Genomic DNA, 15,238 nt, shown 5'->3' on the forward strand with positions numbered 1-15,238 from the left:
TATCGTGTATTAGTTCACCGTAATAATAATATTTTTATAGGCATCTACTTCCGCAGTAAATCCTGGTGGAATAACAGTCGTCGTATCCAGCTGATCGATAATGGCCGGGCCAGCAAATTGTGTGTTAACAGGTATTTTATCGCGGTTATATACGTTTGTTTTTATATATTGACCCTCAAAATAAACAGAACGTATTTCTTTAAAAGCATCTTCCAGTGACCCTTCAGAGACATATTGCGGGAAATTAGGCTTTGGTACTGTGCCTATAGCCGTTACACGTAGGCCAAATATTTCTACGGTTTGATCTTTATCAGAAAATGCAAATTCTCGTTCATGTTCTTGATGGAATGCTTCCAAAATAGCGTCTAAGGAAGTTATTTGATCGGATACCGGAACAGCTAGAGATCGCCATTGTCCCTTATAACGAAGGTCAATATAATTTGTTAATGTTGATGTATTTTCTGCAATTCCTTCCTCTTCTAATAATTCTCTTGCCTCTTCTCGCAATTCACTAAATTGATTTGTTAGTTCCTCTGCATTTACTTCATCTAGTTTTTTCACATACGTTTTAGAAATATCGTGGCGTACATCTACAAGTAGGCACCCCATTGCCGCTGCTACACCTGGATGCGTAGGAATAATGACTTTTGGGATATTTAAATCTTTTGCCAAATAGGCACCGTGTAATGGTCCTGCACCACCAAAAGCTACAAGCGCGAAATCACGGGGATCATAGCCTCTCCGTACCGATATTAATCGAACTGCATCACTCATATTGGCATTTGCAACTTCTATAATGGCACTTGCCGCTTCCTCAACCGTTTGATCGAATGAATTAGCAATTTTCTCCACAGCCTCTCTAGCTGCCTCTTTGTTTAACTGCATCGTCCCATCTAACAAATCCACACCAAGACGTCCTAACACTAAATTTGCATCTGAGTTGGTTGGCTCAGTGCCTCCTCGGCCATAGCAAGCTGGACCAGGCACTGCCCCTGCACTTTGTGGTCCATTTCGTAAAGAACCGCCTTCATCTTTCCAGGCGAGACTACCTCCACCGGCTCCTATTGTTAATATTTCAATGCTTGGGAAACCGATTGGATAGCCATATTCTATCGACCAGTCCTTTGTAATTCGTATATCTCCCTTATACATCAGAGAAATATCAGTACTTGTACCACCCATATCTAAGCCGATTGCATTTTCAAATCCGCACAACTTTGCGATATGCTTACTTGCAATTGCTCCAGCAGCTATCCCTGAACTTGCTAATCTAGCAGCATAGCGTGGTACTGTACTAGAAGTCATAACACCGCCACCAGAGTGTAAAACTAATATTTCATCGTCATAACCTTTTTTCTGCATTTCAGTGCTTAACTTACTAATGTAATTACTCATAATTGGTCCAAGAACTGCATTGATAATAGTTGTACTCATACGCTCATGCTCAAAAATTTCCGGAAGCACCTCGCTGGAAATACAAACATAGACATCCGGTAATTCCTCTTTTAAAATTTCTTTGACTTTCGCCTCATTTTCCCCGTTCACATAGGCATTAATGAAACTCACGGCAATGGACTCTGTTCCTCGACGTTTTAATTTTTTTGCTAATAAACGAACTTCCTCTTCATCAATGGCTTGAAGAATATTTCCCTCATAATCTATTCGTTCTGTCACTTCAAATCGATCACGTCGTTGAATATAAGGCCTCGCAGTATCTTTGTATGTGTCCCAAATATCTTCTTTCGTCCCTCGTCGGATTTCAATGACATCTCTAAAACCCTTTGTCGTAATAAGAGCAGTTTTTGGCAGCTTGCGCTCAATTAACGCATTCGTTCCAACTGTTGTACCATGGGAAAAAATTTTAATATCCTTACCATTTAATGCTGCTTTTTCTACTCCATTTAGAATTCCTTGCTCCGGATTTGAAGGTGTAGACGACGTTTTTGTAACGAATACTTCCCCGGTCTCTTCATTAAAAACAAATACATCCGTAAACGTTCCTCCGACATCAATTGCTAAACGACTTTGTGCCATAGTTCTACCTTCTTTCGTTTAATTAATTAAATCTAAAACCCCAAATTTTTTTTGTATATAGTTAATGCCTCAAGCGAATGCCCCAGATTTTTTTAAAGTTATTGCGTACAATTTAAGAAAAATCTGAGCCATTACACCGAGGCATATGTGACATTTATTTTTTTATCTTCTATTTTAAATTTCTTTCATGTTAAACTTTTTACTCACTTTTTGTGCCAATCGTAATCGTTTTAAACGTTGTAAAGAACTCTTTCGCTGCTTGCCCCTGCTCACGGGCACCAGTACTTGAGTTTTTCATTCCTCCAAACGGTGCTTGAGGCTCAGCTCCACCCGTTTCATCGTTAACCTGTACAAGTCCTACTTCACTACGGTTAATAAAATCAAATGCTTTCGGAATGTTATTTGTATAAATAGAAGCACTCAATCCAAAATTAGAGTCATTCGATAATCGAATCGCTTCTTCATAATCTTTTACTTTGATGACCGCTAAAACTGGTCCAAAAATCTCTTCATGGGCAATCGACATCTCATGTGTTACATTCGTAAAAATTGTTGGGTCAATATAGTATCCTTCTAACATACCTTTTGTAGGACCACCGCCAAATACTAGCTCTGCTCCCTCTATTTTTGCTTTTTCGATGGCAGATAATATAGAATCATATTGCCCTTTGGATGACACAGGCCCCATCGTGACACCAACTTCAATTTTTTTAGCTTCCTCAATTAATTGCTCTACTACCTTTTCATAAACCGCTTCCTCGATGTAAACTCGACTAGTTGCTGTACAACGCTGTCCAGTCTGCTTCATCGCACCTTCAATCGTTAATTTAGCAGCTTGATTGATATTGGCATCAGCTAAAATAATCGCTGCATTTTTTCCTCCTAGTTCGAGCTGAATTTTTTTATTTGTTGATCCAGCAGTATCTAAAATACTTTGCCCGACACTATTTGAACCTGTAAATGTAATCGCCTTTACTTCAGGTGCCTCCAATAATACTTGCCCCACCTTTGAACCGCGACCTTGTACGACATTTAACACGTTTTTTGGTAAGCCTGCTTGTTGAAATAATTCGCCAATTAATTTACCAGTTAAAGCGTTTTCAATAGATGGCTTCCAAACAACTGTATTGCCGTACACTAATGCAGGCGCAATTTTCCATAGCGGAATAGCGACAGGAAAATTCCAAGGAGTTATGGCAGCAACGACACCAAGTGGTACTCGCATTGTATACAATAGTTTCGCTACATTGGCAGAAGGTAACACTTCACCTGTTGCTCGCATCCCTTCTTGTGAAAAATAACGTAAAATGGAAGCGCCACGTTTAACTTCTCCAAGCATTTCATTTTTCGTTTTACCCATTTCATTCGAAGCTATTTCAGCTACTCTATCAATATTTTTCTCGAGCAAGTCTGCTGTCACGCGTAAAATTTCTCCGCGCGCAACAGAAGACGTATTTTTCCAACCTTCAAATGCTTCCTGAGCTGCAGCGATAACGTCTTTCGTTTCATCTATTGTTAAAAGCTCAACTTGACCAATACATTGAGATGGCTTTGCAGGATTAAATTGTTCTCGTATTTCTCTAACGATAGTTGTCATAAAACTCCTCCTTCAAATAATGATCGCTTCGTTAACATTACTCTTTTTCAACAATTGTTTTGCGTATATACTCAAATGTCTCGTCTAAAATACGTAGCATTTCATCTAGCTCTACTTTTGATAGAATGAGAGGTGGAGAAAAAACAACTGTATCTTGATCATACGTAACCGTTCGTAGAATCAATCCTCGTTTCATCGTTTCTTGTACAAAAATTGGACTAAGAGGTGACTCAAACAATTCACCCGTCTCACGGCTCTTCACTAATTCAATAGCTCCAAGTAATCCAAGAGTACGTACACGCCCGATAAAGCTATATTTTTCTTGCAGTGCTCGGAATCCTTCTAACATGACATCGCCCATCTTTGCAGCATTTTCAACTAGATTTTCACGCTCGAGGATTTCTATATTTTTCAACCCAACTTGACAAGCGAGTGCATGACCGCTGTAAGTATATCCGTGCATTAATGTTCCTTTAGAAAGCTCGCAAAGATCTTGATGCAGCTTTTCGGATATCGCCACACCACCAAGTTGCACATAACCACTCGATACTCCTTTAGCGAATGACATCATATCTGGCACTACCCCGTAATGTTCCATACCGAAAAATTTACCTGTACGACCAAACCCGGTAATGACTTCATCTGCAATAAATAAAATACCGTACTCATCACAAATTTTTCGTACTTCTTTAAAGTAATCTTTTTGTGGAATATTAACCCCACCTGCACCTTGCACAGGCTCAGAAATAAATGCGGCTACAGTCTCAGGGCCTAACGCTTCAATAGTTTCACGTAAATTACGTACGGATTCGCTGTATACATAGTGGAAATCAGGTGCGTGCGAATTCGTAAAGTCACGGAATGCCTGTAAGCCTGTCGCACTTGTAGCACCCATAGCTACACCATGGTATGAATGGGTACGTGAAATAATTTTTTGGCGCTCTGGCTGTCCTTTTAGTAACCAGTAATGACGTGCTAATTTAATCGCTGTATCGTTCGACTCTGAGCCGCCAGAAGTGAAAAACACAGTGTTTAAGTCTCCAGGAGTTAAAGAAGCAATTTTCGTCGCTAAACGAATAGCTGGTTCATTGCTAAACGATGCGAAGCAGGAACTAAATGCTAATGTAGATATTTGCTCCTTTGCCACTTCGGCAATTTCTTTACGACCATGCCCAATATTTACATTCCATAAAGAAGACATCCCGTCAATGTAGATATTTCCTTCTATATCTTTTAAATAAATGCCATTGCCCTCTGTAAAAATGGCTGCCGGACCTTGTGTTTGCTGTTGTTCAATCGACGTTGTTGGGTGTAGAAAATGTTTTTGATCTAACGTTTTTAGCTCTTCTTTTAGTTGAATTGTCATAATTGCCAACCTCTTTTCGTTTATAATTTCATACATTTTTTTAGTAGCAATTCTCATGCCAACTGATGAAAAAAATTATTTTAACGAAAAAATATTGCCTTACTTCAATAGCGTGAGGTTGATTTCCGTTCCGGCTGGGCGCTTTCCTGGGGGCGTCCGATGAGCCGCTTCGCTGCGCTGCAGGGTCTCATCTGTGACGCTAATCCCCAAGGAGTCGCCCAGCCTCCACTCCAATCAACTTATATTATTGACATACGTTTTAACAAAACATTCCTTTCTTTTGATAATGAGTGAAAAAATCAAAACGCTTCACAACAACTGCAACAAAATGAAAAAGGAACGCTTTCATTTTTGAAAATGCTCCTTTTCTTCTAAATCAATTAACAGTATTTATGATGTATTTCATCATTTACTTTGTACTTATTAGTGAATGATGCGATATTACAACTTATTGTGCATGAATGAAATTTTGATGCAAAAATACATCATTAGTCCTCATATGAAATTTGTTTCGTTAATTGGAACTTTTGTATTTTCCGTACTAATGTTGACTGATCACAACCTAGTGATTTAGCAGCCTGCCTAATACTTGGATATTTAGATAAAGCTTCTTTAATAATTTGTTTTTCGAATGAAGCTACTTGCTCCTTTAAAGTACCACTAAATTTCGAAGTTACAACTTGTTCCTGGATGCTTTGTATTTCTACAGGATTTTCTAGATCACGTGTAATAATCGGGTTACTGTCTAACTCTTGTTGGACAATATATGATGTTATTTCTGGCTGTGTTGCTAGTAAGCAAATACGTTCCACCATATTTTTAAGTTGACGTACATTTCCTGGCCAATCATAAAACTCTAATATTTTCATTGCAGATGACTCGATTGTCCGATGGATACTATATTTTTCTTCAACAACAGCTAAAAAGTGGTTGACTAGTGGGATAATATCTTGGCGACGATGTCTTAAAGGAGGAATTTCAATCGGAATAATATTTAAACGATAATATAAATCCTCACGAAAATTACCTTGTCTCACCATCTCCGCTAAATTTCGATTTGTCGCAGCGATTATGCGTACGTCGATAGGTATAGGCTTTCCACTACCTAGACGCTGAACCTCTGATTCTTGAAGCACACGTAATAATTTCGCCTGTAGTAGTAAGGGCATCTCTCCAATCTCATCTAAAAACACTGTACCACCTGACGCAATCTCAAATAGCCCTGCCTTACCACCTCTTGATGCACCCGTAAATGCTCCTGCCTCATAACCGAATAGTTCAGATTCTAATAAATTCTCAGGGATTGCACTACAGTTAATCGTTAAAATTTGTTTATCGTGACGTCGGCTATTTGCATGAATAAGCTTAGTAATTTCCTCTTTACCTACGCCCGATTCCCCACCAATTAATACAGTTGAGTCGACCACTGCAACTCTCATAACACGCTCTACAACCTGCATCATTGCTGAAGATACAGCTATTAAACTACTTTTTGTGTTTTCTTTATTATGTAAGGCATGTAGCTTATTTTTAAAATTCTCATTTTGAACTTCTAATTTTTTTACTTCTTTCTCTAACAGTTTTAATTGTGTCATATCACGAGTAATAGCAACTACATATTGTAATTCACCGTATTCATCAAATATTGGCTTACCTGAAACTAAAAAACATTTGCCATTAATGAACGTCTGCAAAATAGTTACTTTTTCTTTTGATTCAATTACTTTCATCGAAATGGAATCACTCATTAATCCTTCAGCGATTGCGTCTTTTGCATATTTCCCCATTAAATCAATGCCAACAATTTCAATATCAATATCATTTTGAAATAAAATTTTGCCATCGCTATCACATACTGTAACACCATCAGATATGGAGTTTAATACTTTTATTGACAATGGATTCATAAAGTCTATATAGCTATATTGCATGAATGGTTTGACATGAAATAAGCTACCTTGCGAGGTCTCTAATACATGAATAAAATAGCCTTCTACCTCAAAGGTTTCTATTCCTTTACGATAATTTTTAATTATTTTTTCAAGAAGCTCTATTTGGATATCACTTTTAATCATTACCTCATCATTTTTTACAATAAAAAAATGCTCATCTTTATGTAGTTGAGTCATCGACATCTAGATCACTCCCTCTTGAACTTTAAAGAACTTTTTCATACAAAAAAATTCGCTCTTTCTACGGGGCATCTGGAAGCCTAAAAGGTCTTAAAGTATCCTTTAAGTTCTTTCATGGCTTGATATCTCGCAGAAATATCGCGAATTTTTTGTATTTTATAGTATTCTACTCTGAGGCTAGCTTTTCCTCTATTTGCTCCGCTGGTCTTGTCGACAGTTTTCGCATAATCATGAACAACACAACTGAACCAATTAATACTAATGTACTTAAATAGAATTGTGAACGTAAAGATTCGATGAGGGCCTGGCAGAAATAAACGACTGTTAAAATACCAATTGTGACATACGATAAATATGGGAATAGCCACATTCTAATCGATAAAGTCTCATCTGAAACTTTGTCATAATGACGTCGGAAACGAATTTGTGAAATGGCAATGAAAATATAAACTGCAATCATTAATCCTCCAACGCAATTTCCTAAAAAGTAGAAAATAACTTCAGGTGAAATGAAGTATAACATCGCACAAATATACGCAACCACCGTACTACCAATAACAGCCGGAACAGGCACACCTCGATTATTTTTAATTTGCGAGAATATTTTTGGTGCATCGCCTTGACGCGACATTTCAAGTAACATCCGTGAGCTTGTATAAAGAGCGGAATTTAACACAGAGATTAATGAAATAAAAATGACGATTTGAATTAGTTGAGCAGCAATTGGAAGCCCCGCCATTGTTAAAATATTTGCATAGGGTGCTGCCAACATTTTTGTATCATTCCAAGGTATAAGTAAAACCATAATAGCTACTGAGCCTACAAAAAATAAACCTAATCGAAAGACAACATTGCGAATGGCGCGGACAATATTTTTCGCTGGATTCTCTGACTCTGCTGCCGCGATGGCTGCAACCTCAGCACCACATATCGAGAAAATAACAAAGACAATGGCCGTAAAAATCGGGACAATTCCATTTGGTGCAAATCCACCAAATTCCGTTAAAATACCTAATCCCTTCGGTTCAGAATTTGGCCATATCCCTAAAATCATAGTTATACCAACAACTAAAAATACAATAATTGCAGTAACTTTAACAAAGGACAGCCAATACTCAAATTCACCGAATGATTTTACTGAATAAATATTAACTATTGTCATTAATAACGTTATACCTACGCTTCCGAGCCATGTCGGTATTAGCGGAAACCAATTATGCAGCATTCCCCCTATGAGTGCTGCTTCTAATCCTACAATAAATACCCAGCTTGCCCAATAAAGCCAGCCGACTGTAAACCCTGCCCATGGGCCAATATACTTCCCTGCATAAGAAGCAAATGAACCTAGCTCTGCCGAACCTCCGGATTTCTTCCCTAATACTATTTCTCCAGCTGCCATTTCCCCAACCATTTGCATGATCAGAACAATGAGTAAGCATGCAATCGCATATGAAACCACCGCTGCCGGACCGGTACTTAATATATTTTTCCCTGTCCCAACAAAAAGCCCTGTACCAATAACCCCTCCAATGGAAATCATTGTAATATGCCGTGTTTTCAGTGATTTTTGCAAAGCCCCCATTAAACCACCCCTTTTGTGTTTTATGTAGACATTTACTAGCCCCTTTCCTCTACATCAATGTCTACCGTTTAATGAGCAATTCTGATGCCAAACCTACTTAATTATTAAAAATTTCAAAAAATTATCAATCTGTCCATCTATGTTGTTATTTAAAAACTGTCTTATCACCAAAAATTGTCGATGACATTTTATAAAACGGAGTAATTTTAGTTGATTGGAGTGGAGGCTGGGCGACTCCTTGGGGATCAGCGATATAGAGGAACGAAGGCTAAAACCATCACGTCCTGTGATAACGCCTTCGTGACCAACATCGGTGCTGCTGCCGCTACGTTAACACTACGCTTTCGCGCAAAAAACATCTGTTGGCCCAAGCGGCTCATCGGACGCCCCCAGGAAGCTTTGCTCTGTGCGAAAGCGTGGCGACAGCAACAAAGCGCCCAGCCGGAACGGAAATCAACTTCACGTTATGGTGAGGAGCCTTTAAAAAATCTACGAATCTTTTTATATGCATTTTTCAAATTATGATGCAAAAATACATCATTAACAGTTTATTTACATCAACTTTTATCCATATATACGATTAAATGAACTCGTAATATTCATCTCTTCCCTGTACTTTGCTACTGTCCGTCTAGATATTTGGATACCTTCAGCACTTAACGTATTTGTAAGCTGCTGATCAGTTAAAGGCTTTTGTTTATCCTCTTTCTCAATTAACTGTTTGAGTCGTTTTTTAATATACATAATCGAATCCATTTTTCCAGAAATATTCATTACTCCTTTTGTAAATAACGATTGTAAAGTAAATACGCCATGGGAGGTTTTTATATATTTTCCACGTACAGCTCGACTTATCGTTGATACATGTAGACTTAAAATGTCCGCTACATCTTTTAACCGCATAGGTTTTAATGCTTCAATGCCTTTATGGAAAAAATCTTCTTGTAATTCCACTAGCAATCTAGCTAATTCGTACAATGTTTTATCACGTTGTTCGATTCCTTGTATTAATAAAAGAGCATCTTTCATTGTGTCGTTAAAATATGTTTTACAGTTCGGATCATTCTTTAGCATTTCAACATAATGTTTATCGATAGTGACACTTGGTAAATATCCACGATTTAATTTAATCAGCCATTCCTCTCCTAATCTTTCTACTTCGACTTCTGGAATGACATATGGAATCGCTTCGAATTTATCTCCGGTCATCACTGGTTTTAAATTTTTTATATAGTTGACCGTTTTCTTCACGTCATGTAGAGACGTCTTATACTTTTTACTTAATTGTTTAATAGCTTGTGCTGCCACTAGCTCTAAATCCGCTTCGATAAACCGAGAGGCCAATTTCGGTGCAAGCGCATCACTGTCTACCTGAATGAGTAAAAATTCCTTGTAATTACGCGCCCCTACTCCTACTGGCTCAAAAGTTTGAAGTAAGTCCAATAGTGCCTCTACATGCAAAACATTTGTATTACATCTATCAGCGACAATTTCTACATCAACATCTAAAAATAGACGTTCATCTAACGATTGAATTAAAAACGTTAAGATTTTTAAATCTACAGAAGAAAGATTTTTATGCATAGGTACTTGTTCCAATAAAAAATGCTCATAGTTTTCTTTTACTGCAAACTTCATCTCAATGGAATTAAACGAATGATGTTGCGGTGCATAATATTGCGCAGAATTACTCTTATCGGAATAACTTGCTAATTGCATAATTTCCTCATATTGCGTCTTAACCGTCGCATCCGTGACAACTAACAGTGGATTTTCATTAGCCTTATCATAAATATACTGTTCTAGCTCATTTGTTGAATATTGTAGTATTTCTAAATGCTGCACTAATTGTGGTGATAAAACTTGCATTATTTTTTGGGAAGTTTTGATAGCTATTTGCATGCCCATACCTCCATTACAGAATTTTCTACATAGTAACATGTTTATTCTGCTATTTTCCATTTTTTAATCAAATTTTATTTATATACATTGCTATCATCAAAAGCTAAGGAAAGTATAAAGACAACACCCCAGTCAGAACGAAAATCCGCCATACGTTTTTTGGTAATAAATCTTAAACCCTTTTCCCTCCACTCACATGAATTTTCTAATAATTCCAAAAAAGTAATTGACTACAGTTATAACTGGTCATAAAATACACATATACAATAATAGTTACCACATTACGGTAAAATTTAAGGAGTGATTAAATGTTTCATGTACCAACTGTGCAATTTACACAAGAGCAAGAGCAATTTCGCTTAGATGTTCGAACGTTTCTACAGGATGAATTAGCAAAAGGAACTTTCACGCCTAAATGTGACTCTTGGCTAAGTGGAGATGATCCTGAATTCTCTAAAATAATTGGTCAAAAAGGTTGGATTGGCTTAACTTGGCCTAAAAAATATGGCGGTCAAGAGAGGAGTACTATTGATCGATACATTTTAACGGAAGAATTTTTAGCTGTTGGTGCTCCGGTTGCTGCACATTGGTTTGCTGATCGCCAAACAGGACCACTTCTTTTACGGTATGGAACAGAAGAGCAGCGTGAATATTTCTTACCAAAAATCGTGAAAGGTGAATGCTACTTCGGCATAGGTTTAAGTGAACCAAATAGTGGCTCTGATCTCGCTTCGGTAAGCACACGTGCTGAAAAAGTAGAGGGTGGATGGATTGTCAACGGTCAAAAAATATGGACGAGTAACGCACATCTTTGCCACTATATGGTGACTTTAGTACGTACAAGTCCTTTTGATGGGAAAAGTAAACATGCAGGGCTCAGTCAATTGATTGTTGATTTACATGCGGAAGGTGTAACGGTTGTTCCGATCAAATTTTTAACTGGTGAGCATCATTACAACGAAGTGTTCTTTGACAATGTTTTTGTACCTGACAATATGGTTGTTGGAGAGATCGGTAATGGCTGGGCTCAAGGATTAGCAGAGCTTGCCTTTGAGCGCAGTGGTCCAGAGCGAATATTGAGTACGTTCCCATTAATCGATGAACTTATTCAAGAGTTAAAACGCCAAAACAATTTAGGAGGGTTACAGCAAGCGTCTAAAATAATAGCTCGTCTTTGGGGTCTACGTAATTTGTCAATTGGAGTAGCCCAGCTTTTAGAATCTGGTAATGGTGAAGATGTATCTATTCCTGCAGCACTTGTGAAAGCACTCGGTACGAAATTTGAGCAGAGTATTCCTGAAATTACACGCTTAATCGTACAGACTTATCCTACTCTTGACGCGCATCGTAAAATTGATCGCTTTATGGCTGAATCCATTTTACATGCACCAGGTTTCACTATCCGAGGAGGAACTTCAGAGGTACTGTATGGCGTTGTAGCGAAAGGGGTTGTAGCACAATGAGTGAAATGAAAGATATGATTCTTGATGTTGTAGAGCGCATGTTAAAAGAAAAAGTCGATAAAGAGTTAGTCGATACAGTGGAACAAGGTCATTGGGCACCAGAACTATGGGATCTGTTTAAAGAAAACGGTATGACAGCTGTAGCCATTGCAGAAGAAAATGGCGGTGCAGGTGGCGACATAGAGGATTTATTGAATATTGTTCGTTTAACTGGAAAATACGCGGCACCGATTCCATTTGCTGAAACAACATTTGCAAATTATTTATTAGAGTTTACTAGTTTACAAGTAATTGAAGACTTGGCGACGTATATGCTCTGCCCTAACCAAGCCTTTACGTTAGAGAATGGCAAATTAACGGGTGAGGCAATCCAAATCCCTTGGGCACGTCATACAAAACACTTAGTTACACTTGCCTATAGCACGGAGGGTACTCATCTTGTAGAAATAGATTTAAGCCAAGCTGAAATTAAGCTAGGGTCGAATTTAGCAGGCGAACCGCGTGATACTGTGATATTCCATTATGCTGCGGTTTCACAAGTATCTGCTACGTTATCTCCTGACAAGGTACACGCTATAACAACATTCCATTCTGCCTTTCAATTAGCACTGATGACTGGCGCCATCGATAAAATAAATGATTTAACCGTTCAATATACGAAAGAACGTGAGCAATTTGGTCGACCGATTCATCGCTTCCAGCTCGTTCAGCAGCATATTGTACATTTAGCAGGTGAAACAGCGATTGCTCTTGCAGCATTTAATAATGTAACAGAAGCCCTTCAGAAGAATAATCAAAATAGTGAAGTTGCATACGCCTGCATTCGTTTCGAAGAAGTTATTCAAGCAGTGACAACAATTGCGCATCAAGTACACGCTGCAATTGGTACGACACACGAGCATAGTTTGCATCAATTTACACGCAGACTTTGGTCATGGCGCGATGAAGGAGCCAGCACCTCTTATTGGACTAATTTAGTAGCAACTCAACTATTAGAAAATAGTGGAGATAGTCTATGGGGATATTTAACTTCAAGTAGCGCAAGCTCTCCCCTTCTCAAAGTAGAAGGATAAGGCAAATTACCATCATTAATTTGTGACAAACCACTATGACATGATAAGGAGTGTTTTCAATGACTGATTTACTTTTTGAAGTGCAAGACCACGTTGCCACAATTACATTAAATAGACCTGAAGCGTACAATGCTTTTAGTGAAGAGATGATCGCAAAATGGATTGAAGCCCTTGAAACTGTTCGTGATTCAGAGGATATTCGTGTTGTCATCGTAAAAGGTAATGGAAAATCATTTTGCGCTGGCGGGGATATTAAGGCAATGCAAGCTGGTGAAGGATTTTTCCAAAGCGAGGGCGATATCTCTTCTACAGGTTTAGCACGAAAAAATTCCCTTTGGAAAAAGATTCAACGTATCCCCCTTCTCCTTGAAGAAATTGATAAGCCCGTTATTGCACAGGTGCACGGGTTTGCAATGGGCGCAGGACTTGATATGGCTTTAATGTGCGATATACGGATTGCTGCAAAATCTACAAAGATCTCGGAAAGCTACATTAATGTTGCGATCGTGCCGGGCGACGGTGGCGCTTATTATTTACCAAAATTAATCGGTATTGATCAAGCATTGGACATGTTCTGGACAGCTCGTGTATTAACTGCTGATGAAGCAAAAGCCAAAGGTGTTGTGACATTTGTTGTAGAAGACCATGAGCTTGAAGAATACACATTGAATTATGCAAAGGAATTAGCAAGTCGTCCAACTACGACATTGCAATTCATAAAGCGTGCAGTTTATCAAAGTCAACGAATGGATTTACGTACTGCCCTTGATTACATTTCATCACAAATGGCTATTGTAACAGAGCTAGATGATTTTAAAGAGGGTGTAAACGCAGTTGTAGAAAAACGTAAGCCTGTTTATAAATGACATGTTTAGGGGGAAGAACAATGCAACCTCTTGAAAATATTCGAGTGTTAGATTTATCTCGTGTTTATGCTGCTCCTGCTGGCTCCATGATGTTGGCCGATTTAGGAGCAGAAGTAATTCGCATAGAACATCCAGATGGCTCTGATAGTATGCGTGATTGGGGGCCATTTGTGAATGGTCAAAGTACGTATTATTTATGTGCCAATCGCAATAAAAAATCGATCACATTAGATTTAAAGACAATAGCTGGCAGAGAAAAATTTAAAGAACTTGTCCAAGATGCTGATGTCGTCCTCGAAAATTTTAAAACGGGTGACATGGAGCGAATGGGGCTCAGCTATGAGGAATTAAGTAAAGTGAATCCTAGAATCATCTATTGTGCAGTTACAGGATTCGGTCAAACTGGTCCTCTTGCGCACGAACCAGGCTTCGATCCAGTTATTCAAGCGATGAGTGGTTTAATGCATGTCACTGGCTCAGCGGAAGGAGAAGCGACAAAAGTTGGTGTTCCTATTGCAGATATTTTAACCTCAAATTATGTCGTCATTAGTATTTTAGCCGCTTTACGAATGCGCGATCAAACAAATACAGGGCAATTTATTGACTTAGCTTTATTAGACGTTCAGATGAGTAGCTTAGCAAATGTAGCAAGCGCTTATTTAAATACTGGCTTTATATCAGAACGTCTAGGTAATCGTCATAATAATGTTGCGCCATATCAAGTATTTAACTGTGAGGATGGCCCCTTAATGATATGCGTTGGTACAGATGGACAATTTAAAAAGTTTTGCACGATGTTGAAACGTGAAGAATGGGCCAATGATCCGCGCTTTATAACGAATACGATGCGCAAGCAACATGAAGCGGAGCTAGTTCGGATGGTTACTGACATTACAATGACAAAAACACGGGATGAATGGATTACCTTATTACAACAATACAAAATTCCAGGTGGACGTGTGAACACAATTGCTGAAGCACTAGAACAACCGCAATTTAAGGCACGCGACATGATTGGAGAAATAGAGCATGAACAATATGGTGCAATCAGATTCATAAAAAACCCAATAAAATTTTCTAATTTAAATATTCAATATAAATCTGCACCACCGATACTTGGAGAACATACAAACGAATTCCAAAAGTCCTCTCTACAAAAATAAAATTACGCTATAATAGAATTTATGAAGATAAATGCTCCGGCGGATGTCGAAGAAAATTAT

The 15,238-nt window shown here is 38.3% G+C and carries 11 protein-coding genes; 5 read left to right on the top strand and 6 right to left on the bottom strand.

The features are described from left to right. Positions 1-9: 9 nt before the first annotated feature. The 5 genes from AC1DCY_RS16035 to AC1DCY_RS16055 all read right to left on the bottom strand — a co-directional run bounded on the left by AC1DCY_RS16035 (position 10) and on the right by AC1DCY_RS16055 (position 8,711). Positions 10-2,034 (bottom strand): hydantoinase/oxoprolinase family protein, encoded by a 2,025-nt coding sequence (locus AC1DCY_RS16035; RefSeq protein ID WP_477351687.1) that lies wholly within the window; start codon positions 2,032-2,034, stop codon positions 10-12. Positions 2,035-2,233: 199 nt separating this feature from the next. Then, positions 2,234-3,631, bottom strand: a complete 1,398-nt coding sequence (locus tag AC1DCY_RS16040; RefSeq protein WP_477351689.1) for an aldehyde dehydrogenase family protein — start codon at positions 3,629-3,631, stop codon at positions 2,234-2,236. 37 nt (positions 3,632-3,668) lie between these two features. Further along, complete coding sequence (locus AC1DCY_RS16045) at positions 3,669-4,997, bottom strand: aminotransferase family protein (protein WP_477351691.1); 1,329 nt, start codon at positions 4,995-4,997, stop codon at positions 3,669-3,671. A gap of 488 nt (positions 4,998-5,485) precedes the next feature. Then, positions 5,486-7,132: a sigma-54 interaction domain-containing protein gene (locus AC1DCY_RS16050; protein ID WP_477351693.1), complete on the bottom strand. Its 1,647-nt coding sequence runs from the start codon at positions 7,130-7,132 to the stop codon at positions 5,486-5,488. 163 nt (positions 7,133-7,295) lie between these two features. Beyond that, positions 7,296-8,711, bottom strand: a complete 1,416-nt coding sequence (locus AC1DCY_RS16055; protein ID WP_477351694.1) for an amino acid permease — start codon at positions 8,709-8,711, stop codon at positions 7,296-7,298. A 210-nt stretch (positions 8,712-8,921) separates the two neighbouring features. On the opposite strand from AC1DCY_RS16055, the gene AC1DCY_RS16060 reads away from it, so the two are divergent. Beyond that, entirely contained in the window at positions 8,922-9,236 is a 315-nt protein-coding gene (locus AC1DCY_RS16060) for a hypothetical protein (RefSeq protein ID WP_477351695.1), read from the top strand. 39 nt (positions 9,237-9,275) lie between these two features. On the opposite strand, the gene rpoN is transcribed toward AC1DCY_RS16060, so the two are convergent. Continuing rightward, complete coding sequence (gene rpoN / locus AC1DCY_RS16065) at positions 9,276-10,613, bottom strand: RNA polymerase factor sigma-54 (protein WP_477351697.1); 1,338 nt, start codon at positions 10,611-10,613, stop codon at positions 9,276-9,278. A gap of 308 nt (positions 10,614-10,921) precedes the next feature. On the opposite strand from rpoN, the gene AC1DCY_RS16070 reads away from it, so the two are divergent. The 4 genes from AC1DCY_RS16070 to AC1DCY_RS16085 are packed head-to-tail and all read left to right on the top strand — an operon-like array spanning position 10,922 to position 15,178. After that, positions 10,922-12,076, top strand: coding sequence for an acyl-CoA dehydrogenase family protein (locus tag AC1DCY_RS16070; RefSeq protein WP_477351698.1), 1,155 nt, complete (start codon positions 10,922-10,924; stop codon positions 12,074-12,076). Further along, entirely contained in the window at positions 12,073-13,149 is a 1,077-nt protein-coding gene (locus AC1DCY_RS16075; RefSeq protein WP_477351699.1) for an acyl-CoA dehydrogenase family protein, read from the top strand. The genes AC1DCY_RS16070 and AC1DCY_RS16075 overlap by 4 nt, the downstream gene beginning before the upstream one ends. A gap of 59 nt (positions 13,150-13,208) precedes the next feature. After that, a complete protein-coding gene (locus AC1DCY_RS16080) occupies positions 13,209-14,015 on the top strand; it encodes an enoyl-CoA hydratase/isomerase family protein (RefSeq protein ID WP_477351701.1) in 807 nt (268 codons plus the stop codon). 20 nt (positions 14,016-14,035) lie between these two features. Further along, on the top strand, positions 14,036-15,178 hold the full coding sequence (locus AC1DCY_RS16085; protein WP_477351702.1) for a CaiB/BaiF CoA transferase family protein: 1,143 nt from the start codon (positions 14,036-14,038) through the stop codon (positions 15,176-15,178). Positions 15,179-15,238: the final 60 nt, after the last annotated feature.

This window comes from Lysinibacillus sp. 10T31 (assembly GCF_056394365.1).